At 62.6% G+C, this 25,513-nt stretch carries 22 protein-coding genes; 9 read left to right on the forward strand and 13 right to left on the reverse strand.

What is annotated here, in order from left to right; all coding sequences use genetic code 11:
• Window positions 1-15: 15 nt before the first annotated feature.
• The 7 genes from ACLKMW_RS07725 to ACLKMW_RS07755 all read left to right on the forward strand — a co-directional run bounded on the left by ACLKMW_RS07725 (window position 16) and on the right by ACLKMW_RS07755 (window position 10,345).
• A complete protein-coding gene (locus ACLKMW_RS07725; protein ID WP_415723828.1) occupies window positions 16-1,242 on the forward strand; it encodes a GTP-binding protein in 1,227 nt (408 codons plus the stop codon).
• Window positions 1,243-1,272: 30 nt separating this feature from the next.
• Window positions 1,273-1,605: a hypothetical protein gene (locus tag ACLKMW_RS07730; RefSeq protein WP_415723829.1), complete on the forward strand. Its 333-nt coding sequence runs from the start codon at window positions 1,273-1,275 to the stop codon at window positions 1,603-1,605.
• Between the two features lie 30 nt (window positions 1,606-1,635).
• Complete coding sequence (locus ACLKMW_RS07735) at window positions 1,636-3,783, forward strand: peptidase domain-containing ABC transporter (protein WP_415723830.1); 2,148 nt, start codon at window positions 1,636-1,638, stop codon at window positions 3,781-3,783.
• Window positions 3,780-5,189, forward strand: coding sequence for an HlyD family type I secretion periplasmic adaptor subunit (locus tag ACLKMW_RS07740; RefSeq protein ID WP_415723831.1), 1,410 nt, complete (start codon window positions 3,780-3,782; stop codon window positions 5,187-5,189). The genes ACLKMW_RS07735 and ACLKMW_RS07740 overlap by 4 nt, the downstream gene beginning before the upstream one ends.
• A gap of 341 nt (window positions 5,190-5,530) precedes the next feature.
• Window positions 5,531-8,176: a phosphoenolpyruvate carboxylase gene (locus tag ACLKMW_RS07745; protein WP_415723832.1), complete on the forward strand. Its 2,646-nt coding sequence runs from the start codon at window positions 5,531-5,533 to the stop codon at window positions 8,174-8,176.
• A gap of 43 nt (window positions 8,177-8,219) precedes the next feature.
• Window positions 8,220-9,524 carry a serine hydroxymethyltransferase gene (glyA, locus tag ACLKMW_RS07750; protein WP_415723833.1) on the forward strand — a complete coding sequence of 435 codons (1,305 nt, stop codon included), beginning with the start codon at window positions 8,220-8,222 and terminating at the stop codon, window positions 9,522-9,524.
• A gap of 176 nt (window positions 9,525-9,700) precedes the next feature.
• Window positions 9,701-10,345: a LuxR C-terminal-related transcriptional regulator gene (locus ACLKMW_RS07755; protein ID WP_415723834.1), complete on the forward strand. Its 645-nt coding sequence runs from the start codon at window positions 9,701-9,703 to the stop codon at window positions 10,343-10,345.
• A gap of 31 nt (window positions 10,346-10,376) precedes the next feature.
• On the opposite strand, the gene ACLKMW_RS07760 is transcribed toward ACLKMW_RS07755, so the two are convergent.
• From ACLKMW_RS07760 to ACLKMW_RS07800, 9 genes are all read right to left on the reverse strand, one after another.
• The gene (locus ACLKMW_RS07760) at window positions 10,377-11,681 is read right to left on the reverse strand and encodes a glycerate kinase type-2 family protein (RefSeq protein ID WP_415723835.1); all 1,305 of its coding nucleotides are present in this window, start codon (window positions 11,679-11,681) and stop codon (window positions 10,377-10,379) included.
• Window positions 11,681-12,652 (reverse strand): 2-hydroxyacid dehydrogenase, encoded by a 972-nt coding sequence (locus tag ACLKMW_RS07765; RefSeq protein WP_415723836.1) that lies wholly within the window; start codon window positions 12,650-12,652, stop codon window positions 11,681-11,683. Before ACLKMW_RS07765 ends, ACLKMW_RS07760 begins: the two co-directional genes overlap by 1 nt.
• 64 nt (window positions 12,653-12,716) lie before the next feature.
• Entirely contained in the window at window positions 12,717-13,616 is a 900-nt protein-coding gene (gene sucD, locus ACLKMW_RS07770) for a succinate--CoA ligase subunit alpha (protein WP_415723837.1), read from the reverse strand.
• 12 nt (window positions 13,617-13,628) lie between these two features.
• Window positions 13,629-14,813, reverse strand: coding sequence for a malate--CoA ligase subunit beta (locus ACLKMW_RS07775; protein ID WP_415723838.1), 1,185 nt, complete (start codon window positions 14,811-14,813; stop codon window positions 13,629-13,631).
• A 14-nt stretch (window positions 14,814-14,827) separates the two neighbouring features.
• The gene (locus tag ACLKMW_RS07780; RefSeq protein WP_415723839.1) at window positions 14,828-15,784 is read right to left on the reverse strand and encodes an HpcH/HpaI aldolase/citrate lyase family protein; all 957 of its coding nucleotides are present in this window, start codon (window positions 15,782-15,784) and stop codon (window positions 14,828-14,830) included.
• 30 nt (window positions 15,785-15,814) lie between these two features.
• On the reverse strand, window positions 15,815-17,020 hold the full coding sequence (locus ACLKMW_RS07785; RefSeq protein WP_415723840.1) for an aminotransferase class V-fold PLP-dependent enzyme: 1,206 nt from the start codon (window positions 17,018-17,020) through the stop codon (window positions 15,815-15,817).
• Window positions 17,021-17,200: 180 nt separating this feature from the next.
• On the reverse strand, window positions 17,201-18,223 hold the full coding sequence (locus ACLKMW_RS07790) for an acyltransferase family protein (protein WP_415723841.1): 1,023 nt from the start codon (window positions 18,221-18,223) through the stop codon (window positions 17,201-17,203).
• Window positions 18,223-19,479 (reverse strand): O-antigen ligase family protein, encoded by a 1,257-nt coding sequence (locus tag ACLKMW_RS07795; protein ID WP_415723842.1) that lies wholly within the window; start codon window positions 19,477-19,479, stop codon window positions 18,223-18,225. Before ACLKMW_RS07795 ends, ACLKMW_RS07790 begins: the two co-directional genes overlap by 1 nt.
• A gap of 36 nt (window positions 19,480-19,515) precedes the next feature.
• A complete protein-coding gene (locus ACLKMW_RS07800; protein ID WP_415723843.1) occupies window positions 19,516-20,721 on the reverse strand; it encodes a polysaccharide biosynthesis/export family protein in 1,206 nt (401 codons plus the stop codon).
• On the opposite strand from ACLKMW_RS07800, the gene ACLKMW_RS07805 reads away from it, so the two are divergent.
• Window positions 20,720-20,860 (forward strand): hypothetical protein, encoded by a 141-nt coding sequence (locus ACLKMW_RS07805; RefSeq protein WP_415723844.1) that lies wholly within the window; start codon window positions 20,720-20,722, stop codon window positions 20,858-20,860. The two genes, ACLKMW_RS07800 and ACLKMW_RS07805, sit on opposite strands and share 2 nt — an antisense overlap.
• A 9-nt stretch (window positions 20,861-20,869) precedes the next feature.
• On the opposite strand, the gene ACLKMW_RS07810 is transcribed toward ACLKMW_RS07805, so the two are convergent.
• Window positions 20,870-21,550 carry a sugar transferase gene (locus tag ACLKMW_RS07810; RefSeq protein ID WP_415723845.1) on the reverse strand — a complete coding sequence of 227 codons (681 nt, stop codon included), beginning with the start codon at window positions 21,548-21,550 and terminating at the stop codon, window positions 20,870-20,872.
• 506 nt (window positions 21,551-22,056) lie between these two features.
• A complete protein-coding gene (locus ACLKMW_RS26550) occupies window positions 22,057-22,569 on the reverse strand; it encodes a hypothetical protein (RefSeq protein WP_458575166.1) in 513 nt (170 codons plus the stop codon).
• Between ACLKMW_RS26550 and ACLKMW_RS07820 the strand changes: the two genes are divergently transcribed.
• Complete coding sequence (locus tag ACLKMW_RS07820; protein WP_415723847.1) at window positions 22,570-23,604, forward strand: glycosyltransferase family 2 protein; 1,035 nt, start codon at window positions 22,570-22,572, stop codon at window positions 23,602-23,604. It abuts the gene before it with no gap.
• Here ACLKMW_RS07820 and ACLKMW_RS07825 read toward each other — a convergent pair.
• Entirely contained in the window at window positions 23,595-24,542 is a 948-nt protein-coding gene (locus ACLKMW_RS07825) for a polysaccharide pyruvyl transferase family protein (RefSeq protein ID WP_415723848.1), read from the reverse strand. The two genes, ACLKMW_RS07820 and ACLKMW_RS07825, sit on opposite strands and share 10 nt — an antisense overlap.
• An 11-nt stretch (window positions 24,543-24,553) precedes the next feature.
• Window positions 24,554-25,513 carry a glycosyltransferase family 2 protein gene (locus ACLKMW_RS07830; RefSeq protein WP_415723849.1) on the reverse strand — a complete coding sequence of 320 codons (960 nt, stop codon included), beginning with the start codon at window positions 25,511-25,513 and terminating at the stop codon, window positions 24,554-24,556.

The following is a 25,513-nucleotide window of genomic DNA, read 5'->3' on the forward strand; positions in this document are numbered from 1 at the left end:
AATTAGGAGCGGGGCATGGGGGCTCACATCCTAAGCGACGACCGCCTGCCGGTGACGGTCCTTGCCGGTTTTCTCGGCGCCGGCAAGACGACGGTCCTGAACCATGTGCTGCACAATCGTGAGTCGCGGCGCGTGGCGGTCATCGTCAACGACATGAGCGAGATCAACATCGACGCCGACCTCGTGCGTGACGGCGGCGCCGATCTTTCGCGCACCAATGAAACGCTGGTCGAACTCACCAATGGCTGCATCTGCTGCACCTTGCGCGACGACCTTCTGAGCGAGGTCCGCCGGCTGGCGGCAATGCGGCGCTTCGACTATCTGCTGATCGAAGGCACCGGCATCGCCGAGCCGCTACCGGTCGCCGCGACTTTCTCCTTTCGCGATCAGGCTGGAGCCGCGCTCTGCGACATCGCACGGCTGGATACGATGGTAACCGTCGTCGATGCCGCCAATCTTCTTGCGGACTATTCGAGCCGCGACTTTCTCAGCGACCGTGGCGAGATGCGCGACGCCGACGACAAGCGGATGCTGGTCGACCTACTCGTCGAGCAGATCGAGTTTGCCGACGTGATCGTCATCAACAAGGTTTCCGAGGTGACATCCCAGACGCGGGCCGCAGTGCGCCGCGTGGTCGCCGCGCTCAATTGCGATGCGCGGATCATCGAAACGGATTTCGGCCACCTGCCACTCGGCGCCATTCTCGATACCGGGCTGTTCGACGAGGCAAAAGCGGCCACGCACCCGCTCTGGCACAAGGAACTGTTCGGCGCGGGCGAACATACTCCGGAAACCGAGGAATACGGCATTTCGAGCTTCGTCTACCGGGCGCGCCGGCCGTTCGATCCGGCCAAATTCCATGCCTTTGTCGAGAGGGAATGGCGGGGCCTGATCCGGGCCAAAGGGCATTTCTGGCTGGCGACACGTCCGGACTGGATCGGGCTTCTGTCGATTGCCGGCGCTCAGCGACGGGCCGAGGCACGAGGCCTCTGGTGGGCCACGGTGCCCAGGATCCATTGGCCGCGCTATCCCCAGTTCCGCAACCTTCTCGACCGACATTGGGATTCCGTCTGGGGCGACCGCCGGCAGGAGCTGGTGTTCATCGGCTCAGGTTTGCCGGAGGCGGAAATCCGCGCCGCGCTCGATGCCTGCCTCGTCGGCGCGGAAACCGGCGTCGACCTGGGGCTCGCCCGCAGCCTTCACGACCCGTTCCCGCCCTGGCGACACGCCCATGTCGCCTGATCCTTTCCCCCATTTTCACAGGAGGCCTCGATGACCCAAGAACTCTACGCCGACGGAATCGGCGAAATCACCGTCACCGGATCGATTGTCAGGATCGACCTGATGAGCCTCTCGGCCACCGAGCGGGATGAGAAGAATACCCCCAAGGCCGTCTTCCGCCAGAGGATCATCATGCCTGTCGATGCCTTCGCCAACGCGGTCGACCTGATGCAGAAGGCGCTCGGCGGCCTCGTGGAAGCCGGCGCGGTGCGGCGCGTTTCCGATGTGCAAAAGCTGCCGGTGGCGGCGGAGCCGGGCGTGGTTCGGGTGGAAGCGGACGAGAGTTCCGGGCAAGCGGCAAACGCTTCGCCGAACTTCAACTGACCGAATATCCAATCTGTCTCAGGCGTAACCATGAGTACCGTTCCGCATACCAGTCTTCAATGCCTGGCACTGGTCGCCCGGCATCATGGCATCGACCTCGCCCCCGACCGGCTCGTGCATGACTATTCAATCGGGGACAAGCCCGTCGGCACAAGGCAATTGCTGCGCATGGCAAAGGATGCAGGTCTGCGCGCCCGCCAGGCAAAGCTGTCCTGGAAGGCGCTCATGCAGCTTGGGGATGCGTATCCGGTGCTCGCGGAACTGGAGAACGGCAACTGGGTGGTGATTGCCGGCGCGATGGTCAGTGAGAGCGGCGAAGAGGCGATCCGCGTGCTCGACCCACTGGCGCAACGTCCGGAAGTGCTGATCCTGAGCCAGGTGCAGTTTTCCAGGTGCTGGCGCGGCTCGATCGTGCTCGTGAAGCGCAACTTCCGCCTTTCCGACGCGGACCAGCCCTTCGGCTTTCGCTGGTTCGTCCCCGAGCTGGTTCGTCAGCGTGGCCTGTTCTCGGATGTTGCGGTCGCCGCCTTCGTCCTCTACGCACTGGGCCTGGCGACGCCGATCTTTTTCCAGCTCGTCATCGACAAGGTGCTGGTCCATGAAAGCTACGCGACACTTACAGTACTGACCATCGGCATCGCGGTGGCGCTGATCTTCGATGCAGCCTTCACCTTTCTGCGTCGCTACCTTCTGCTCTACGCCACCAACAAGATCGACATAAGAGTGGCGACGCGCACCTTCGGCCATCTCCTCAACCTGCCGATCGCGCTGTTCGAGCAGGCATCCGCCGGCGTCCTCGTCAAGCATATGCAGCAGACCGGCCGCATCCGCGAATTTCTGACCGGACGGCTGTTCCTGACGCTGCTCGACGGCCTGTCGCTGCTGGTGTTCGTGCCGATCCTGCTGCTCTACAGCGTCAAACTCACACTGGTGGTGCTCGGCTTCGCCGCGCTTGTCGGCCTGGTCGTCATGATGCTGGTCGGGCCATTCCAGCGGCGCCTGCAGGCGCTCTATCAGGCCGAGGGCGAGCGGCAGGCGCTGCTCGTGGAGACCGTGCACGGCATGCCCACGGTCAAATCGCTGGCACTGGAACCGCGCCAGCGCAAGGTCTGGGACGATCGCTCCGCCCAGTCGATCTCCGTGCGCTTCAGGGTCGAAAAGATTTCGACCGTCGCGCAGTCGCTGACCGGACTGCTTGAGAAGCTGATGAGCGTCGCGATCATCGCGCTTGGCGCACTCGACGTGTTCAACGGCGCGATGACGATCGGCGCACTGGTCGCCTTCAACATGTTGGCCGGCCGGGTTTCCGGCCCTCTGGTGCAGATCGTCACCATGATCCACGAATATCAGGAAGTGGCGCTTTCCGTGCGGATGCTCGGCGAGGTGATGAACCAGCGACCCGAGCAATATGGCCGCGGGCGTGGGCTGAGGCCCGAGCTCAAGGGCCAGATCGAGTTCGACAATGTTTCGTTCCGCTATGGACCGGACGGGCCGCCGGCGCTCGACAATGTCTCTTTCAATATCCCTGCCGGCTCGGTCTTCGGCATCGTCGGCAAGAGCGGATCGGGCAAGACCACGGTGACGCGGCTGATCCAGGGGCTCTATCCGATCCAGCAGGGGCTGGTGCGGATGGATGGCTACGACAGCCGCGAGATAGACCTGGTGCATCTGCGCAAGAGCATTGGCGTGGTGCTGCAGGACAGCTTTCTCTTCCGAGGCACGGTGCGGGACAATATCGCCGCCGCCAGACCGGATGCGACGATCGAGGAAATCGCGGCGGCCGCCCGGCTGGCCGGCGCGGAGGAGTTCATCGAGCGGCTGCCACGTGGCCTTGAGACGATCCTCGAGGAAAATGCCGCGAACCTTTCGGGCGGGCAGAAGCAGCGGCTGTCGATCGCGCGCGCCCTCATCACCGACCCCAAGCTGTTGATTCTGGACGAGGCGACCAGCGCGCTCGATCCTGACAGCGAGGCGATCATCCGGCAGAACCTGCGCCAGATCGCCGCCGGGCGGACGGTCATCATCGTCTCGCACCGCTTGTCGACGCTGGTCGATGCGGACGCCATACTGGTCATCGAGCGGGGCAAGATCGCCGATATCGGCCGTCACGACCAGCTCGTTTCGCGCTGCATGACCTATCGGCATCTCTGGAGCCAACAGACGAGGCAAGTCGCATGAGCGCACGCCCGCAAAGAAAGGGCGATACGCGCCCTGTCCCCGTCCGCAGCCATGGTCGCGAGATCACCTCCACGCGGGCGCTGCCGCCGGTCATCGCGGAGTTCCAGCCGGATGCCGTCGAACTGGAGGAGCGGGTTCCGCCGAAGATCGCGCGTCTCACTCTCTACGGGGTGACGGCGTTGATTGCCGCGGTCATCGCCTGGGCGTCGCTATCCTCCATCGACGAGATCGTCGTCGCACCGGGTAGGCTGATAACTACCCAGCCCACCATCATCGTCCAGCCGCTGGAAACGTCGATCATTCGCTCCATCGATGTCGCGAATGGCGACGTCGTCCATGCCGGCCAAACGCTCGCCACGCTGGATGCGACTTTCAGCCAGTCCGACGTTGACCAGCAGCACGCCAAATTCGCCGCTCTCGACGCACAGGTGAAGCGCATAGAGGCCGAGCTTGCCGGCGCCGACTACTCCCAGCTTGCCGGCGAGACCGCCGACGAACGGTTGCAAGTGCAGCTCTTTGGCCAGAGACGCGCGTACGTCATGGCACAGCTTCAGAATTTCAAGCAGCAGATCGACGGGCAGGCGGCGACGATCGAGGCCAGCAAGGGCCAGGAGGCCATCCTCCTCAACCGTCGCGAAAATCTGACCGAAATCGAAGCGGCGCGCGAGACGCTTTACAAGCGCCAGGTCGGCTCGCTGCTCAACCTGCTGAGCTCGCGCGACGCGCGTCTCGACGTCGACGCCAATCTGGCGCAGTTGCAAGGCAACGCCGCCGTTGCCGAGCATGCGCTCGCCAAGCTCAAAGCCGATCGCCAGGCCTTCATCGAGGACTTTCGCCGCTCGACGATGGAACAGTTGGTCGAACTCAGAAGCCAGCGCGACACCGTCGGTGAGGAATTGAAGAAGATGGAGTTGCGCCGCGACATGGTGGTCCTGACCGCCCCGGCCGACGCGGTCGTGCTCGATCTTGCGCAGCGTTCCATCGGCTCGGTGGTGCGTGAGGCCGAGCCGATCGTCACGCTCGTTCCGCTGAACGTGCCGCTCGAGGCGGAAGTTTCGATCAATTCTCGCGATATCGGGCGCGTCAATGCGAAAGAGAGCGTGCGGCTCAAATTCGACGCCTACCCGTTCCAGAAATACGGCACCGCATCGGGCACGATCCGCACGATCAGTCGCGACGCCTTCACTCCCGACCCGCAGGAGAATGCCACCGGTACGGATGCGCTTCCATACTTCAAGGCGCGTGTTCTGCTTTCCGATACGCTGTTGCACACGCCCGGAGAGCCGGTCCGGCTCCTTCCCGGCATGACGGTAACCGCGGAAATCAAGGTCGGGCGGCGCACCGTGATTTCCTACTTCCTATACCCGCTTATCCGCGGGCTCGACGACAGCATTCGAGAGCCGTAGCACGGGAACGCCTCAAAGCCTGCCCCTTTCGGCCCACCGAGACTCCGGCGGCGCCGGGGGCGGTTCATGCCGCCAGCCATGGCCTTCCTACACGTCGCTCGGCTGCGCTGGTCCCCGAAGTAAGTCCGGGCACTACCCGAACGATACGTGATTTTACCCGTCCGGGCGTTTTCAGCGGCCACAAAATCCTGTCTCGTAGGCAAGATTGTCAGCTCGCCGTGGTGAGGAGCCAGCCAAAAACGACGAAGTCGGCATGAACCCGGGCAATAGCCCGAGAAAGAATGGGGTGCCGCTTGGAGGAGAGCAGACCAACCAGTTTTCGCGAGGACGTGCGGAGCCTGTTGCTCCGGCTCCTGCTGTCCGTCGTCAGTGAGCGCGAGCCCGATATCGCCAAAGTGCTCATCGGCCTGACCGACCTCGAGGCGCTTCCCAAGGAACGACGCATTCCCGCGCTGCAAGCGGCAGGCATCTGGTTTCAGCTTGCCGCGATAGCCAACGAACTCCTTGCCATGCGAGCCCGCCGCGAACTGGAACAGGCCGGCGGGGCCGACGAGGTGATCGGCTCATTTGCCCATGTCGTCGGTGAGATAGCCGCCCGCGGCTATTCGGCTGAAACCGTCCAGGGCGTTCTGGACAATCTTTGTGTCGGCCCGACCATGACGGCGCATCCGACCGAAGCCAAGCGGGTGACGGTGCTCGAAAGCCATCGCCGCATCTACCGGAAACTCACGGAACTCGAGCAGCAGCGCTGGGCGCCGCGCGAGCGCGACCTGCTCATCAGCGACCTCCAGAGCGAGATCGAGCTTTTGTGGATGACGGGCGAGCTGCGGCTTGAACGGCCCTCCGTCGAGCGCGAGATTGCCTGGGGCCTGCACTTCTTCCGGGAAGTGATTTTCGAGGCGACGCCGCAGCTCTACGAAACGGTCGAAGGCGCGTTGCGGCGCCATTACCCGGACTACGACCTCAAGGTGCCGTCGTTCATGCGCTACGCCTCATGGATCGGCGGCGACCGCGACGGCAATCCGAACGTGACCGCCAATCTCACCGCCACCGCATTGTCGGAATGCCGCAACGCGGTCATCGCCTGGTATGTGAAGCAGGTCCGCAGGCTGATCACGGTCTTCAGCATCAGCGCCAATGTCGTCGACATTCCCGAGGAATTCGACGCCGTGCTGCAGGCGGGTCTCGAAAAGAGCGGCTGCGGACCCGAGATCGTCGCGCGCAACCCAGACGAGCCGCTGCGCCAGCTTGCCGCCGCCATGCTTGCGCGGCTGGAGGCGATGCGGGGCAACAGCGCGGCCGTTCCCTACCCGAAAGCGGATGCTTTCCGCTCCGACCTGGTGGCGTTGGCCAATGCGCTCGATCGCGTCGGCGGCCGCCGGGTGGCACAGCGTTTCGTGAAGCCGTTGCTCCGGCAGGTCGAGAGCTTCGGGTTCCGGACCATGGCGCTGGACATTCGGCAGAACTCCACCGTCGTCAATCGGGTGCTGGCCGAGCTCTTCGCCAAGGCCGATCCCGCCCAGCCGATCGAGCCCGATACGCCACAATGGGCCGCGCGCATTCGCAGCGCCCTCAATCGTGGCGAGCAGCTCGACGTCGAACGCAGCATGCTGTCGGAAGAGGCCTGCGAGCTTCTTGACCTGTTCGGCGTCGTACGCGATGCAAGCTCCGGCTCGAACGAGGGCGCGATCGGTGCCTTCGTGCTCAGCATGACACGCTCGCCCGAAGACATTCTGGCGGTCTACGTGCTTGCCCAATATTGCGGGCTGGCGACATCGCCCGATGGAAGCGGCACCATCAAGCTCAAGGTCGTGCCGCTGTTCGAAACCATCGCCGATCTGCGCGCCGCACCGGACATTCTCGACCAGTTGCTGGCCGTTTCAGTCGTCCGCCGCTCGGTCAGGGATTTCAACAACCGCCAGGAAGTCATGCTAGGCTACTCGGATTCCAACAAGGATGGCGGTTTCCTCGCCTCCAACTGGGAACTGAGCAAGGCGCAGAAGCGCATCACCAATCTGGGCCACAAGCATAAGACCAGCATCAGCTTCTTCCATGGACGCGGCGGCTCGGTCAGCCGCGGCGGCGCGCCGACCGGTCGGGCGATAGCGGCACAGCCGGCCGGCACGATCGGCGGCATCATGCGCGTCACCGAGCAGGGCGAGGTGGTGTCGTCGAAATTCGCCAATCGTGGAACCGGCCTCTACCAGCTCGAAATCCTGGCGGCGAGCGTGTTTGCCCACACCGTCAAATCACCTGATGAAGTCGAGCTGAAGGACATTCCCGAGTTCAACGAGGCGCTGGAGGCCCTCACGGGCATGTCGCAGGCGTCCTATTGCGGACTGATCAACGAGCCCGGTTTCATCGACTATTTCAACCAGGCAAGCCCGGTCGAGGAGTTGGCGCTGCTGAAGATCGGCTCCCGTCCGGCGCGCCGGTTCGGAGCGCGCGACATAGCCGACCTGCGCGCTATCCCCTGGGTGTTCGCGTGGAGCCAGAACCGTCATCTCCTCACCGGATGGTACGGAATAGGCAGTGCGCTGAATTCGTTCGTTACCGTGCGCGGCGAACAGGGCATCGACCTGCTGCGCCAGATGTTCGAACGCTCGCGCTTCTTCCGGCTGGTCATCGACGAGGTCGACAAGACGCTTTACCAAGCCGATATGGAAGTCGGCCAGCTCTATGCTGGACTGGTCCACGATCGCGAAGCCGGCGAGCGCATCTACCGCAAGATCGCCGCGGAATACGAATTGACCTGCAGGATGATCCGCGAGGTTACCGGCGGAACCGACCTCTCCGAGCGTTTTCCAGCGTTCAAGCGTCATTTTGACCGCATCCGGCCGCAGATGGACAGCATTCACCGGCTGCAGGTGCAGCTTCTGCGCGAAGTCCGTGCGCAGGATGCGGCAACCTCGCGTCCGAAGCGGGCGATCAACGCGCTTCTGCTTTCGATCAACTGCATATCCGCCGGTCTCGGGTGGACCGGATGAAATTATTGGATGGCGTTCGCCAACGCCGAAAAGGAGGAACCGCATGAACATTCCCGCAAGAGCCGATACCGGCGCCCTCAACCGCTTCTTCCGTACCGGCGTAGCCCAGTCCGACCCGGCCGTCAGTGAGGCGATGAAGCGCGAACTGACGCGGCAGCGCGACGAGATCGAGCTGATCGCCTCGGAAAACATCGTCTCCAAGGCAGTGCTTGAAGCCCAAGGCTCGGTGCTCACCAACAAATATGCCGAAGGCTACCCCGGTCGCCGCTACTATGGCGGCTGCCAGCATGTCGACGAGATCGAGGACCTCGCGCGCGACCGCGCCAAGTCGCTGTTCAACTGCTCCTTCGTCAATGTCCAGCCGAACTCCGGGAGCCAGGCGAACCAGGCGGTATTCATGGCGCTGATGCAGCCGGGCGATACCTTCATGGGCCTCAACCTCGCAGCCGGCGGCCACCTTACCCACGGCTCGCCGGTCAACCAGTCGGGCAAGTGGTTCAACATCGTTCCCTACGGCGTCAAGCCAGACGACCACCGCATCGACCTCGACGAGGTGCGCGATCTGGCGCGCAAGCATCGTCCGAAGGTGATCCTCGCCGGTGGGTCGGCCTATCCGCGTATCATCGATTTCAAGGCGTTTCGCGAGATCTGCGACGAGGTCGGCGCCAAGCTTTTCGTCGACATGGCCCATTTCGCCGGCCTTGTGGCGGGCGGCGTGCATCCCAATCCGCTCGACCATGCCCATGTCGTGACCACGACCACGCACAAGACGCTGCGCGGTCCGCGTGGCGGCATGGTGCTCTCCAACGACGAGGAGATCGGCAAGAAGATCAATTCGGCGGTGTTCCCGGGCCTCCAGGGCGGCCCGCTCATGCATGTGATCGCCGGAAAGGCGGTCGCGTTCGGGGAAGCATTGACGCCCGAATTCAAGCTCTACGCGCAGAATGTCGTCGCCAATGCCAAGGCGCTGGCCGAAACGCTCGCCGCGGGCGGCGTCGATATCGTGTCCGGTGGAACCGACACGCATGTGATGCTGGTGGACCTGCGTCGCAAGGAGCTTACGGGCAAGGCGGTTGAGGCCGCGCTCGGCCGTGCTCACATCACGTGCAACAAGAACGGCATTCCCTTCGATCCGCAGAGCCCCGCCGTCACATCCGGCATCCGGCTCGGCACGCCGGCTTGCACCACGCGCGGTTTCCTGGCGGAAGAATTCCGCCAGGTCGGGCAACTGACCATGAAGGTGATCGACGGGCTGGCCGCGAATGGCGAGGCCGGAAACGCAGCCGTCGAAGCAGCCGTCCGCGAAGAGGTCGGCACCCTGGTGAAGCGTTTCCCGATCTACGACTAAAGGCGCGGGCGGTTTTCTGCCCGCATCCCGCTTGAACTGCTAATATGATCGTGTCGGGCCTGCCTTGATTTCAAGGTGGGTCCGGTGCGATGCAGGTTGCTGCGTGGGGGCGGACAAAAGCGAATGAATTCTATATGGATAATCTACGTCGAGGTGTCGGGATTGATACGACCTCAATGAGTGGCGAAACGAAACTCAATGTACTGGTAGGGGAACGCAATCCGCTGGTCATCACCGCGCTTCGCGATATGCTTTCGCGCGACGACCGGTTCCAGTTCGCCGAAGGTGTCCAGAGCGGCGAGGCCTTCATCGAGGCGATTACCAGAACGGAGCCGGCCTTCGATGTCGCGATCCTCGGCTGGGAACTGTTCGACATGGATGCCGGCGAGGTTCTATCCGAGCTTCAGCGGCGGCGTCTCAACGTCAGGGTCGTCATCTTCTCCAACGACCATGATGTCGGCATCCTCAAGCAATGCGTTCGCCTCGGCGCGCAAGGGTTCTGTTATCAAGTCGATGATCCCTGCATCCTGTTCGACACCCTGCTGGCGGTGGCGCACGGCCGCATGTGCATCCCCTTTATCGATGTCTCCAAGATAAATGAAACGCCGCTCTCCAAACTGACGACGCGCGAGCGTGAGCTTCTGGCGGCGCTGGCCGACGGCTGGACCAATCTGCAGATCGCGACCCGGACGGGAATATCGGAGAACACGGTCAAGTATCACCTGAAGAATCTCTACGACAAGCTCGACGTGCGCAATCGCGCCATGGCGGTCGCGCTCTATGCGAGCGAGAAGAAGCGCGGCGCGCAGCCGAACTCGTAAGATTCAGAGGGCGAGGCGCCCCATCCTCCATCTACTGCATCAGCACGATCTGGATGTCGGCGACATTGGTGCCGGTGGCGCCGGTGATCAGCAGGTCACCTGAAGACGCCAGCGCATGGTAAGCGTCGTTGTTTGCCAAATGCGCGATCGGATCGCAGCCTTGTTGCCGCATCAAGGCAGGAGAGCCGGCGTCGACCACCGCACCGGCTGCATCGGTCGGGCCATCGCGCCCGTCGGTTCCACCGCTCAGAAACACCCAGGCACGGTCGATCGGCTTTTGCTCGTTCAGAAGCGCAAACCGCAGGGCAAGCTCCTGGTTGCGGCCGCCCTTGCCCGTCCCGGTCACCTTGACTGTCGGCTCGCCACCGGAAACCACCACTATGGGACCCGTCTGACCGGCGGCGTCGGACGCGAGGTTGTGCAGCCTTTCGGCAACCGCTGAAACGTCGCCTTCCAGCCATTCGTCGACATGCATCACCGTTGGGCTGATGGCCCGCGCCTTGCCCATCATCTTCTGCAGGCTGAGCCGATTGCTGCCGATCACCAGGTTCTCGACATGATCGAAGGCGCTGGGATCCATTTCGTCGCGGTCCCTCTGCCGGTCGAGATGGGCGCGCATGGCTTGCGGCAAGCCTGCCAGCAGGTCATATCGCTGCAGCACGGCAGCGGCCTGTTGCGCTCCGACCAGCGGCCTCGCCGTCGGTCCGCTGGCGATCGTGGCGAGATCGTCGCCCGGCACGTCCGACAGGATGAGCGACACCATCCTGGACTGCGGCGCCAGTCGCGCCAGCCGCCCGCCCTTAAGCCGCGAGAACAGCCGCCGCACCGAGTTGATTTCGCCGATATCGGCGCCGCAGCGTATCAGTGCATCGTTGAGCGCGATCTTGTCGGACAGATCCAGCCCCTCGGCCGGCGCGCAGAGCAGGGCCGAGCCGCCGCCGCTGACGAGCACCAGAACCAGGTCGTCGGGCCGCGCGGACCTGACCGCATCCTCGATTTTTCGCGCGCCGGCAATGCTGCCTGCATCCGGTATCGGATGCCCGCCGCCGATCACCTCGACGCCGTCGATATCGACCACATTCTCGTGATTGGTCAGGACGCATGCGGCGGCAAGACGGTCCTTGACGAAGGGCAACGCGGCTCGAGCCATCGGGCATGCCGCCTTGCCGAAAGCAACCAGGATGACCCGACTGGCCGCAGCAATCGCTGCCTTGCGTTGTTCAAGAGCGTCCGCGACCGCCTGCCCGGGATCGGCCGCAGCGACACCTTCGCGAAACAGCGCGATTGCATCCGCCCGCAACTTGGTCAGCGAGGCGGCCGAGCGATCGGGCACCATTACACGACGCGGTCCGGTACGGTCCGTCCCTCGAAGAAGGCGGTCAGGTTGTCTACCGCCTTCATGCCCATCGCGACGCGGGTTTCCTCGGTCGCGCTTCCGAGATGCGGCAGCAGCACGACGTTCTCCAGACGCGTCAATGCCTCGGGTACCTTCGGCTCCTCGGCGAAAACATCAAGGCCGGCACCGGCGATAAGGCGATCTTTCAGCGCGGTGATCAGCGCCTGCTCGTCAACTACGTCGCCGCGCGCCGTATTGATGAGGAATGCGCCGGGCTTCATCGCGGCAAGCCGCGAAGCGTTGATGAGATGACGGTTCTCCGCCCCGCCGGGGCAGTGCAGCGATACGAAATCCGCCTGCGCCAGAACGTCCTCGACCGTTGCGAGCTGGGTGGCGCCCATGGCACGCGTTTCTTCGTCATCGACGCGGGAGCGGTTGTGGAAGACGATCTTCATTCCGAAGCCGAAATGAGCGCGCTGCGCCATCGCCTTGCCGATGCGGCCCATGCCGACGATGCCGAGCGTCTTGCCCGAGACCTTGGTGCCGATCATGTGGGTGGGGCACCAGCCCTTCCATTCACCGGCGCGCAATTGCCGCTCGCCCTCGCCGGTCCTGCGTGCCACCGAAAGCAACAGGCTCATGGCGATATCGGCCGTGCAGTCGGTCAGCACGCCAGGCGTGTTGGTTACCACGATGTCGCGCTCGCGCGCGGCATCGATGTCGATGTGGCTGAAGCCGACGCCGTAATTGGCGATCAGCCTGGTGCGGCTATCCGAATCGGGAAACACATCGCGCGGAAGCTTGTCGCTGACGGTTGGCAGGATGGCGTCGAAATCCCGAAACGCCGCCTTGATCTGGTCCTGGCCAAGCGGGACATCGTTCGTATTGAGCGTGGCGTCGAACCGTTCGACAAGAATCCGCTCCACGGCGGCCGGCCAACGCCGTGTCACGACTACGCGTGGTTTCATCAACTTTCCCTATCGCTGGAATGGGTGGCCGGCTGACCCGCCGACCACCCGATCAGGTTTGCGACTATTAGGCGGCCCGCTTGCGTTCGGCAAGCACACCGGCGACCACCGGACCAAAGGAGGCTGGCGTCGGCACGATGGTGACGCCTGCATCGCGTAGGATCTCAACCTTTTCCTGCGCCGACTCGCCGAAGGCCGAGATAATGGCGCCGGCATGACCCATCCGCTTGCCCTTCGGCGCCGACAAACCGGCGATGTAGGCAATAAGCGGCTTCTTCATGTTCTCCTGCGCCCAGGCGGCGGCCTCGGCTTCCTGCGGTCCGCCGATCTCGCCGATCATCACGACCGCATCTGTCTCGTCGTCCTTCTCGAACAGTTCGAGGATGTCGCGGAAGGAAGAGCCATTGATCGGGTCGCCACCGATGCCGACGCTGGTCGACACGCCGATGCCGAGCGCCTTCATCTGCGAGGCGGCCTCGTAGCCGAGCGTTCCCGAGCGGCCGACGATGCCCACCCTTCCCGGCAGGTAGATGCTTCCGGGCATGATGCCCATGCTGGCTTGGCCGGGAGTGATGACGCCGGCGCAGTTGGGGCCGACAAGCCGCATGCGGTCTTCGAAGCGGTAGCGGCGCATATAGCGCTTGACCCGCATCATGTCCTGCGCCGGAATGCCGTCGGTGATGCAGACGCACAGCTTGATCCCGGCATCCGCCGCCTCGACGATCGAGTCTGCCGCGAACGGCGGCGGGACGAAGACGATGGTGGCTTCGGCGCCGGTTTCACGCACCGCACCCTTGACGGTGTTGAAAACCGGGATGCCCAGATGGGTCGTGCCGCCCTTGCCTGGGGTGACGCCGCCAACCACATTGGTGCCGTAGCGCTTCATATCGTCGGCATGGAAGCTGCCGATCTTGCCGGTCAGACCCTGTACGATGACCCGGGTGTCACGGTTCAAGAGAATTGCCATTCCTGTTCTCCCTCAGCTTGCTTTTGCGCCAGAGGCGGAACGCAGCGCCTCGACGGCCTTGTCAGCCGCTTCCGCAAGGGTTTCGGCGACGATCACCGATTCACCCGATTCAGCCAGGATGCGCCGGCCTTCTTCCACCTTGGTGCCCGAAAGCCGGACCACCAGCGGCACCTCGACGCCGACTTCGCGAATTGCCTTCACGACGCCCTCGGCCACCCAGTCGCAACGGTTGATGCCGGCGAAGATGTTGACGAGGATCGCCTTCACATTCTTGTCGGCGAGCACCGCCCGGAACGCCTTGGAAACACGCTCGGGCGAAGCGCCGCCACCGATGTCGAGGAAGTTCGCCGGCTCGCCGCCCGCGATCTTGATCATGTCCATCGTGGCCATCGCAAGACCGGCGCCATTGATGATACAGCCGATATCGCCGTCGAGGCCGACATAGGAAAGGCCGCGGTCGCTGGCGAATGTCTCGCGCGGATCTTCCTGCGACTTGTCGCGCAGCTCGGAAATTTCCGGGCGGCGGAACAGTGCATTCTCGTCGAACGACATCTTGGCATCGAGCGCGATCAGATTGCCGTCGCCGGTCACCACCAGCGGATTGATCTCCAGCATGGTCGCGTCATAGTCGCGGAATACGCGGTAGCATCCCATCAACGTGTCGACCGCCTTGCCGATCAGCTTGTTTTCCAGACCAAGGCCGAAGGCGATCTCACGCGCCTGGAACTGCTGCATGCCGCCGCCCGGATCGACCGTGACGCGAATGATCGAATCCGGCTCCTTCTCGGCGATCTCCTCGATCTCCATGCCACCCGATGCCGAAGCGACGATCATCACGCGCTCGGACTTACGATCGAGCACGATGCCCAGATAAAGTTCCTGGCGGATGTCGACGGTCTCTTCGATATAGAGGCGCGATACCAGCTTTCCTTTCGGCCCGGTCTGGTTCGTCACCAGCTTGCGGCCGAGCATGGCTTCGGCTGCGTCGGAGACTTCCTTGTCGGACTCGCAGACGCGGATACCGCCGGCCTTGCCGCGTGCGCCGGAATGAATCTGCGCCTTGACCACCCATTTGCCGCCGCCGATCTCGCTGGCGCGATAGGTGGCCTGCTCGGGGCTGTAGGCCAGTCCGCCGCGCGGAATCTGGACCGAATTGCGCGAGAGAAGTTCTTTCGCCTGATACTCGTGGATATCCATTTAGAACCTCCGCTTCAGTTCGCTACGGCGGCGCGTGACCGCTCGATTGCATCGTGCATCACCAGCACATTACGGGCCATGCGCTCGGATGCGGCGTCGATCATCTTGCCGTCGAGGGCAGCCGCTCCCTTGCCCTGTTCCTCGGCTTCCTTCAGCACCTCGATGATCCTGCGCGCTCGGGTGACCTCCTTTTCGGGCGGGGAAAACACGGCATTGGCGAGATCGATCTGCGAGGGATGGATCGCCCACTTGCCCTCGATGCCGAGTGCGGCGGCGCGCTTGGCCGCGGCAGTGTAGCCATCGGGATCGGAAAAGTCACCGAACGGGCCGTCCACGGCCCTGAGGCCATAGGCGCGGCAGGCAACCGTCATGCGCGACAGCGCCGCATGCCATTGATCGCCCGGATAATCGGGGTTGAGGCCGCCGATATTGACGGTGCGCGCCTTGCAGCTCGCCGCGTAGTCGGCGACGCCGAAGTGAAGCGCCTCCAGCCTGCCGCCATAGGCGGCGATGGCCTCGACATTTGCCATGCCGAGCGCGGTCTCGATCAGCGCCTCGAGGCCGACGCGGGTCTGGTAGCCCTTGGCCATCTCGATCTGGTTGACCATGGCCTCGACCATGTAGAGGTCGGCCGGCACGCCGACCTTGGGCACCAGTATGGTGTCGAGGCGATCGCCTGCCTGCTCCATGATGTCGACGACGTCGCGATACATGTAGTGCGTATCGAGGCCGTTGATGCGAACGGAAATGGTCTTGCCCTTGGCGCGCCAGTCGATGTCGTTCAGGGCTTCGACGATGTTCTTCCTCGCCTTGTCCTTGTCAGGCGGGGCGACCGCATCCTCGATATCGAGGAAGATGTAGTCGGCGGCGCTGTCCGCGGCCTTCCGGATCATGTCCGGGTTCGACCCCGGCACGGCGAGCTCGCTGCGCTGGAGGCGCAGCTTGCGAAGATGGTGAATGGTGTGGCTCATCGGATATCCTCCCTCCGTGACCGGATGCGGTCAGGCGGCTTTGGCGATTGCCGCTTGGTCGGCGGCGAGACGGTAATGTTCGAGCGCCGCACCGACGCCGGAGCCCGGAGCAACCTTGACGCCACAGTCGCGCAGCGCCATTTCGGTGGCCGAAAGCGCGCCGCACATCATCACCTCATTGACCCAGCCGAGATGGCCGATGCGGAAGACGCGACCCGCGACCTTGCTGAGGCCGACGCCCAAAGAGGTCTGGTACTGCTCATAGGCGCGCTTGACGATGAGGTTGCTGTCGATGCCTTCGGGAGCGAGCACCGCGCTGACCGTGTCGGAATGCCACTTCGGCTCCTTGGCGCAGAGGTCGAGACCCCAGGCAGCCACCGCCTTGCGCACGCCTTCGGCCAGACGGTTGTGGCGCTCGAAAATATTGTCGAGACCTTCCTCGGCGATCAGGTCGAGCGCCGCGCGCAGGCCGCGCAGCAGCTGGACGGCCGGCGTGTAGGGGAAGTAGCCGGTGTCGTTGGCGCGGATCATGTCCTCGAAGGAGAAATAGCAGCGATAGAACCTGGCGTTCTTGGTCGCATCCTTGGCAACATCGAGCGCACGCTGGCTGACCGAGAGGAAGCCGAGCCCCGGCGGCAGCATGAAGCCCTTCTGCGAGCCGCTGACGGCGCAGTCGACGCGCCACTCTTCCTGGCGGAAGTCGATCGAGCCGACCGAGGAAACGCCATCGACAAAGAGCAGTGCCGGGTGCTTGGCCGCATCGAGGGCGGCACGCACGCCAGCAACGTCGCTGGTGACACCGGTAGCCGTTTCATTGTGGGTGACGAAAACCGCCTTGATGCGGTGCTCCTTGTCGGCCGCAAGCTTCTCGGCATAGATTTCGACCGGCACGCCCGTGCCCCATTCGACATCCACGACATCGACATCGAGGCCGAAGCGCTCGGCCATGTCGACCCACAGATGCGAGAACTGGCCGAAGCGCGACATCAGAACGCGATCGCCGGGGTTGAGCGTGTTGATGATCGCCGATTCCCAGGCGCCGGTGCCCGAGGACGGGAAAATGAAAGCGCGGCCGGTCTCGTTGCGGAACACCTTCTGCAGGTCCGCGAAAAGGGCGCGGGTGAACGTCGGGTAGTCAGGCGCGCGCATGTCCTCCATCGGCATGTTCATCGCCTGACGAACCGTTTCCGGAACGTTGGTCGGACCTGGAACGAAGAGTTGGGTGAAGCCGGCCATGAAATTTTCCTCCGAGGTCAGATGGCAGGCTCCCCCATGGAACCTAACCTGTTGCAGCTTGTGAAGGATGATCCGTTCTTCGCCTGCCCCGAACAACACCCTCGAAGATAGATTCCGGGCCTGCCAGGCATTGGACAAAAACCGCCCGCCAAGTGAGATGGAGACACTTTCGGATAGGTTTTAACCTACCTGCTCAGCCGTCGGCTGCAGCGCACCATTACCGTGGGCTTGCCGGCGGCTCTTGAAGGCGGCAGCCAACGGCCGCTCCAGCATCTCGTAGCAGACGATGCCCACGGCAATGCCCGAAAGAACGGCAATCATCAATGCCGCGGAGGACGGGAGTGCCAAGAGCGGCGCGAATTTGGCAACGACCGAAATCGCCATCGTGTGAAACAGATAGATGGAGTAGGAGCTGTCGCCCAGATAGGCGACTACCCGAACGTGGCCGAGCGCGCCGCCGCGTTCGAGCGCCAGAACGCCGATCAGCAACGCCGCCGCGAGCGGGCCGAAAACGAACGGATGGAAACCGAGATAGGTGATGCCGACGAAGGCGAAGCCGGCAACGGCGACCACGATCAGGACGAGGCCGGCAAAGGGCGAGGGAACCCTGTCCTCCAGCCACAGCTTGCCGATGATGGCGCCCAGCAGAAATTCCAGAATGATCGGATTGGTGTAGGTCAGGAAAAGCGGATTGCGCGCATCCAGGAGGTAGCCCATCGCCGTCAGAACGATGAAAATGACGCCCAGAACGGGCAAGCGCATCCTTGAGGGCAGCAGCAGGCAGCCGGCGAAGACCGCATAGAAGAACATCTCATAGGTCAGGGTCCATCCCTGTACGAGGACGGGCCAGATTTCACCGTCGCTGGGCGAGCGGTGCGGAATGAAGAACAGTGAGCCGAACACATGGCCGAAAGTCACCCTCAGGTTCGGAAAGAGGCCGGCAAGCGCACCAACGACCATAATTGAAGTGGCGATCCAGTAGAGCGGCGCGATGCGCTCCAGCCGTTCGCGCAGAAAGCGCAGCGGCGCGACAGGCCTGCCCTGCGAGATCACCCACATGATGAAGCCGCTGACGACGAAGAACACATCGACGCCGGCAGCGCCTATGGCGAAATGCCCGCCGGTGCGCTCGGCGGCATGGAAAACGACCACCGCCAAGGCGGCGAAGGCGCGCAGATACTGGATGCCGTATAGTCTGCTCATCAGGCGTGGTTGGCCTGGTAGTGCTGCCGTGAGACAAGGCGGCGCGTCGACTGCGACGTCGCAAGGAGCCCGGCCGCATAGTAGAGCATGAACGATCCGATCGCGTAGGGGTGGATCACGTCGACCTCGAAGAAGGAGCGCAACAGAAGCATCGCAGCGATGCCGAACATGATGTGCGAGGCGCGATCGTCGCGATCGTCGAGGATGCGCATCAGATGGCCGACGGGAACGCGGACGACGATAAGCGTAAGCAATGCAAGGCCGACGAAGCCTAGTTCAACCAGCACCTCGATATAGGTGTTGTGGAAATGGAAGCCGCTGCGCGAGCCGATATAGAACTCTTCCCAGAGCCGCTCGGCCTCCGAAAAACCCTGTACCCAATAGGCCTGGTAGCCGACGCCGAAAATCGGCGATTGTCGGGCCGCCTCCAGACCTTCAGCCCAAAGATAAGTGCGCCCGGTCAAGGTTGCATCCTTGCCGAAGGCACCGAGCAGAAGATCGACGCCCCCGAAATTGAGTCCTACAAAGGCAAGGCCGAGCCCAAGAAGCAGGCCGGCCAGCAGCAGTGCCTTCCTCGTTCGCGGCGCAAACAGGAAAATGACGCTGAGCCCGATCATCAGCCCCAGCGTACCGGCCGTCGCGATGATCGAGGTTGCCGACTGCGAGGCGATCAGCGCATAGCCCGAGAGCCCGATGCAGGCGAGGCCGAGAAGGCGCCAAACTCCGCGCTCGCGCAGGATGAACAGGCAAGCGAAGGCGAAATAGATGCCGAGCGAACTGAAAAAGCCGAGCAGGTTCTTCGAGGCGAAGGCGCCGACGAAGCTGTATCCGCCATCGATCGGATCATAATGATACCCACCGAAGGCCAGCGAATAGAGGACGACGAGGCAGATGCCGGCGAGCATGCCGAGCGTCATCGTCCTGACATTCATGGTGCGTGCCGCAATCAGCGCGCAGACGATATGGGACATGTACTGCACGCCGGCGCGTGCCGTGACACCAGGTGCCGCCGACCAGAACACCGACAGGACGGCGAGCAGCCCAAAGGCGATGATCCAGTAGAATTTGGCGTAGTTGCCCAGTGAATGGCGATAGTCGACCAGGACCAGCGGCAGCCACAACGCGTAGTAGGCAAGCACCGCCACCTGACCGAAGCGCGTCGAATAGGCGAAGACAAAGACCGAGATGGCGACGGCCACGAAGCCATATCGAAAATTGTGATCCGGGCTGACAAAGCCTGCCTTGGCGATCTTCATTCGGCCCTGATCCTAGGTCGCAGTGACGCGAATGCGCTACTGGGCGGGTACCGGTGCGACGCCGACCTTGATGACATCTCCGGGCAGGACCGGCGTGTTCTCGTCGGCCGCTATTTCGGTTGTCTTCCCGTCCGCCTCGCGAATGATGGAAAAGTTCGTCGCCGGCGCATTCTCGCCACCGGAACTCACCGCTGCCTGCGGATCGAGGGAGGCGGCCTCGGTCATCAGGTCCTTGTACATGGCGATCTTCAGGTTCAGCCCGTCGATGTCCGCCTCGGTCTGCTGGCGCTCCTGGGCAACCTCGGCTTCCCTATCGTTTTGCAGGTTGGTCGCATCCTGCGCGGCCTTGGCGATGTCCTGCTTGGCCCGCAAGGTCGATGCCTCCATGTCGAGAACCTTCCCTTCCAGTTCCGCGATCGACCGTTCGATGGTCAGCACGCGGGCATTCACCACCAGTCCGCGCTCGGCCAGGCCGCCGATGCCCTTCAGCTCTTCCTTGGAAAGCTGCATCTGACGGTTTTGGGTGGCGATCTTCTTTTCCAGCGAAGCCACTTCGTTCTGAAGCAACGTCTTCAGGTCCTCGATCGCCGCAAGCTGAACCTGCAGCCGCTTTTCACGAGCGGCCTTGAAGGCGATCTCGTCAGCAATCAGTTTCTTGCCGGCGGCGGTTTCCTGCAATTCCTTCGGGAATTTTATCTCGGCCTCGCCGGCAGCTTCCGCGATCAGACGCGCGCGCCGGGCAACGAGACCGTTTCGCTGCGCGACAAGCACCTCGTAGTTGCCGCGAGCGGTGATGAAATCGCGCTCGATGCGCATGCCGGTATTGGCTGAGCGGCGCAAACCGCCGGCGAGGCTGACGGCTTTCAGCACCGTCAGATTCGGCGCATAGGGGTATCTGCCCGGCGTCTGGACATCTCCCGAAACAAAAAGCGGCCGGAACTCCGCAAGCTCCACCGAGGCGTCGGGTCGGTCGAGCAGCCCGAATTTCTGCTGAAGCTCCTCGCCGATTGCAGCCGCAATTTCGGAAGTCGTCTTTCCGGTAGCTGGCATTTCGCCGATGAACGGCAGTGAGAGGTTACCGGAAGGGCCGACGACATAATCGCCGCTGAGCGTCGGCCAATCGCGAACCGCGCCCTCCGCCGTCCGCCACTCGACGACGCGGATACGCAGCTTGTCCATCGTGCCGAGCCGATAGTCCTCCGCTGCCTGCGCAATGCTTGCCGCAAACAGCGAAAACAGCATGACCAAAGCCATCCCGAGAAAGGAGAGCCTCGCGGCGGAGGGCTGGAATCCGATGATATTGCCTGTCAAAGCACGTCTTTCCGATCGTGGATTTGCGATTGTCACTTTTCGAACCGGCATTGTTGTGGCGCCGCGGTGACGGTGCGGTTCAGTAGCTGCCGCGCGATGAAAAAACCGCCGGAACCGTGCGGGCAATTATTTTCAGATCGGAGGTGAAGGACCAGTTTTCGACATAGTGCCGGTCGAATGCGACGCGGGTGCCGTATGAAACGTCGTTGCGGCCGCTGACTTGCCAAAGGCCGGTGAGGCCAGGCCGCGACTTCAGGTAGCATTCGGCCGCCGCGCCATAGAGTTCGAGTTCGTCCTTGACCACCGGCCGCGGCCCGACAATGCTCATGTCGCCACGCAGAATGTTGAATATCTGCGGCAATTCATCGAGGCTGAGCTTGCGCAGCACCGCACCGACGCGGGTAACGCGCGGATCGTTCTGCAGCTTGCGGGTCGCCAGCCATTCGTCGCGGCTTTGCGGGTTCCTGGCAAAATGCGCTGCAAGGACCTCGTCGCCGTTCTCCACCATCGTGCGGAATTTCAGGCAGTGGAACACCTCGCCGTTGCGGCCGATGCGCCGGTGGCCGTAGAGCACGCCACCGCCATCGGATAGCTTGACCAGCAGGGCCAGCATCACGAGCAACGGGCTGAGCAGCACGATGCCCGCGACCGCGCCGACAAGGTCGAAGCCGCGCTTGATGATTCCGCCGATCGGAGGCTGGGCCTTGGTCTCCGATCGGAGCTCAAAGGACGTATCTGCCACTCTGGCGGCGTTTTTCATCGGTCTGCTCCATGCTGTAGGCGATCTGGGAGGATGGAATGCTGCGGCGCAGCACGACATCATTAGGGCCGGGAGATATGTCACCTCTGTGATAAAATTCGGGCGCCAAATTTTATGGAGATCATATTTTGTGACAGCGATTCACAATTGAACTCGGAACCTTTCGAATTTTCTCGAAAGGAGGTAAATTAATGAATTCTAAAATTCATGTATAATTTCAATATGTATTCTTAAGTTTTAAAAACTATTTGAATTTTCCGGTACATGTCTGAGTTCTCTTAGCAATATTATTGCGGCTTATCCAAGATATCCTTAAGTGAATTTTGGATCATCTCTTGTCTATCCATGATCTTTGCGACAGCGAAACACCGGGCAAGGCATTGGCCGGGCCTCCCCAACCGAGGCGCGCTCGTGCGGAATGCCTTCGTGTTGCGCGACGTCTCCAGGTTTTATATATTCGGACACGCACGCGTCCGCTGCATCGACGGCCCGTCTGGAACAATCATCTAGTCTAGATCGTGGACATCGGACGCAAATATCAACGCATGCTTTGGCGGAAGGCGGGCGCGCATGATTTTCGCCGCACAACGGCACGAAACAAGCATGGAAGGGTAACAATGTCCTTTCTGCTTTTCCTTCGTGGCCTTGTCTGCGTGCTGTTGGTGTTTGCGATCACCACCTATGTTCTCACGCAATCGCTCTGGTCCACGTTCATACAGACCGTGATCTGCGCAATTTTGCTTCAGGCAGGATATTTCGTAGCGGTTCTTTTCCTCGTCTGGCGCAGAGATGGAAGCCGAAAACCCGAGGAAACGGCGGCCGGCGAATCGACTTCTGGCTCGCCGAAAGTCGAAGATCCGATAACTGTAAAGACCCGCCAATTGCCTGGCGTTCCGCGTTCGCGCCTGCCCTGAAACCGGTCGCCTTGCCTCACCTGTCATGAAATCGCCTTTCGCGACTGCGAAAGCCGCCTCTGATTTCGAACCGGCTTTGATGCCGGTGACCTGATCGAGGTGCATGTGACTTCATCCGATAGCAATTTCTCCAACGCCGGTACCAACCCGGGTGTATGCGTCATCATCGCCGCGAAAAACGCCGCCGGAACGATTTCACGGGCGATCGTGTCGGCGTTGCGCGAGACCCGCGTCTGCGAGGTGGTCGTGGTCGACGACGGATCGAGCGACGGCACGGCTGAAACGTCGCGCGCCGCCGACGATGGCAGCAAGCGTTTGAAAGTGCTTTCGCTCGATAGCAACCAAGGCCCGGCGTTCGCCAGAAATCATGCGATTGCCCATTCGTCCGCGCCGCTGATCGCCATACTGGATGCAGACGATTTCTTCCTGAAAGGCCGCTTCGACCTTCTTGTGGACGGCGACGATTGGGATTTCGTCGCCGACAACATCGTCTTCATCGACGCGCGGGGCGCGCTCACCGAACCGGACATGCCGGCATTTGCGGCCGAACCGCGCTATCTCGACCTTGCGGGATTCATCGAAGGCAATATTTCCAGGCGGGGCGCCTCGCGCGGCGAAATCGGCTTTTTGAAGCCAGTGATGCGGCGGGCGTTCCTCGAGGCGCACGCACTTCGTTACCGCGAAGATCTGCGGCTCGGCGAGGATTACGAACTCTATACGCGGGCACTGATCAAGGGCGCGCGCTACAAAATCGTTCATAGCTGCGGCTACGGCGCGGTCGTCCGTCCCGATTCGCTCAGCGGCCGGCACCGCACCCTGGACCTGAAGCGCCTCTATGAAGCGGATCGGGAAATCCTCGCATCCCCGGGACTGCCGAAGGAGGCAGCCGAGTTACTTCGCCGGCACGAGCGTCACATCCGTTCGCGGCACGACTTGCGGCATTTCCTCGATCTCAAGACCAAGCACGGCATCTGGCGCGCCGGGCTCCATGCGCTGGCCAATCCAACAACCCTGCCGGCGGTCGTGGGCGGCGTGGCGGCCGACAAGCTTGACGCCTTCAAGGCGCGGAGGCGGCCGCATGGTGAAAAGCCAGCGCTCCCCCGCTATCTGCTGCGGGCTAGGCCCGCTTCTCAAAAATAGTCACGGCGTATGGTGTCGAGAACCTCGCGAAAGCGATCCTTGCGTTCGGCAAGGATGCTGTCAGCACTCAATCGGGGCGCCGCCTTGCGGGCTTGCCACAGCGCAAGCGTCGACGGCGCGGCCAGCACCTGCTTGCTGAGGCTGCGAAGCAGGGAACTGCCGCCGTCGCTTCGCGTCATCACCAGATTGTCGAGACCCCGTCCCTCCGGCGTTTCAGGCTCCGGGGCCTTGCGATCGAATTCCATGCCCCAGAAGCGCGCCCCTTTGGTGATGGCCTCGGCCCGCGACGAGATCGGCACATGTCGCGGCCGGTAGTCGACCCCGACTGTCGCCGCCCAATCCCGCCATTTGAAGCTGTTGATGCTGTGTGAGGTGCTGACCGCCACCCACGGCACGCGGAAAGCATCTGCCAAGATAGCCGCATGCATGGATTCGGCGACCACAAGACGCGCCTGCGCAATCGAGCGGATGACCGATTTCGCCTCGCCGCAGGGATCGACATAGTCAAGCCCGGCGGTCTTGCAAAGGATGGGCCAGATACCGCCGACGGTCGATTCCCAATGCGGAACGAAGATTGCTTCGCTGAGCTTTGGCAGGTTCTGGAATTCCGGCATTTCGGCGACCATGACGGCCGGATCGATGACGCCCAGATCGGCATCGAGGTCGAGCTTGGCCGCAGTCAGCGGCCCGCGAACGCTGCGAATGTCCCATTCGGCCGCTTCCGAAAAATCCGGCGGCGTGCCGTAGCCGAAGCCACTGCCGACAAGGAGTTTTCGCGTGCCTTGCGGCAGCAGCGCCCGGTTAAGCACCGTGCCGACGCCGACCAGCAGCACGTCGGGATGCGCGTCGCGAAAGCCGGGAAGGAGGAAATCCCAGAGCCAAAGATTGAGGTCGTCGCCGAAATTGCCGTGGGCGGATTCCCAGTAAAACGGATGCATGGTCCGGCCGCCTAGCGCGCGATCTTGGCGACGGCGAGTTCGACGGCGCTGCGCAAAATCTTCGGATCGCGCCACGCCCATTCCGCAAGGAGGCCGAGTTGGGGCAACTTGCGGCGGCGCACCAGCCGCATCTGCCCCCATATCGCCTGACGACGCGCCGTCTGCTTGTAGGATTCGATCGAGGCTTTGTCTTCCGGCCCATGCGCGAAGCGGCTTTCCAGCCGGTCCAGCGCCACCCAGGTGTTGAACTGCTGCTTCAGGAACAGCGGCGAATCGCTGTCCAAACCATGGAAGATGTTGATGCCCTCGCCGCGCGTCGCGCCGATTGCCTCGCTCAACACGGTGCGACGGGCCCCACGTACGCAGTCGTAGAAGAAGAGCACATCCTCCGCCGCCAGCCTGAGCGCTGCCTCGAACCGGACCTTGCGGAACAGATTTTCGCCAATGACCATGCAGGACAGATGCAGGAAACTCCAGTTCTTCAGCATGACACCGGCGAGATCGGGTATTTCGACCAGTGGCGGGTGCTGGCTGAGCCGCTCGACGTCGGTGATCTCGGCGAGCTCCGCGACGCCGAAATGGTAATAGAACTCGTCGCCGCCCTTGATCGACGCCCAGTAACAGTCTGCATCAAAAAGTGACAGGCCGGCGACTGCATTCTTGAGATGGTCGGGCGTCCATTCGTCGTCGGAATCGAGAAAGGCGGCATAGGCACTGTCGGCGGGAACATGGTCGAGACCCATGTTGCGCGCCCCGCCCGGCCCGGCATTGGCTTGTTTTATAACGGCAATTCTGGCGCGCTCCTGAAGCGGCAGCCCCTCCAGCTCGAGCTCGACCGGCGATGGCGAGCCATCGTCCACCACAATCACATCGAAGTCGGAATGGGTTTGCGCGAACACCGATTTCAGCGCGCGCTGCAGAATGCCGGGCTCGCGCTGATAGTAGGGGATGATGACCGTACACTTCGTCAT

It is taken from the genome of Borborobacter xinjiangensis, from assembly GCF_047739745.1.
In the GTDB taxonomy this organism is placed as follows: Bacteria; Pseudomonadota; Alphaproteobacteria; order Rhizobiales; family Rhizobiaceae; genus Pseudaminobacter.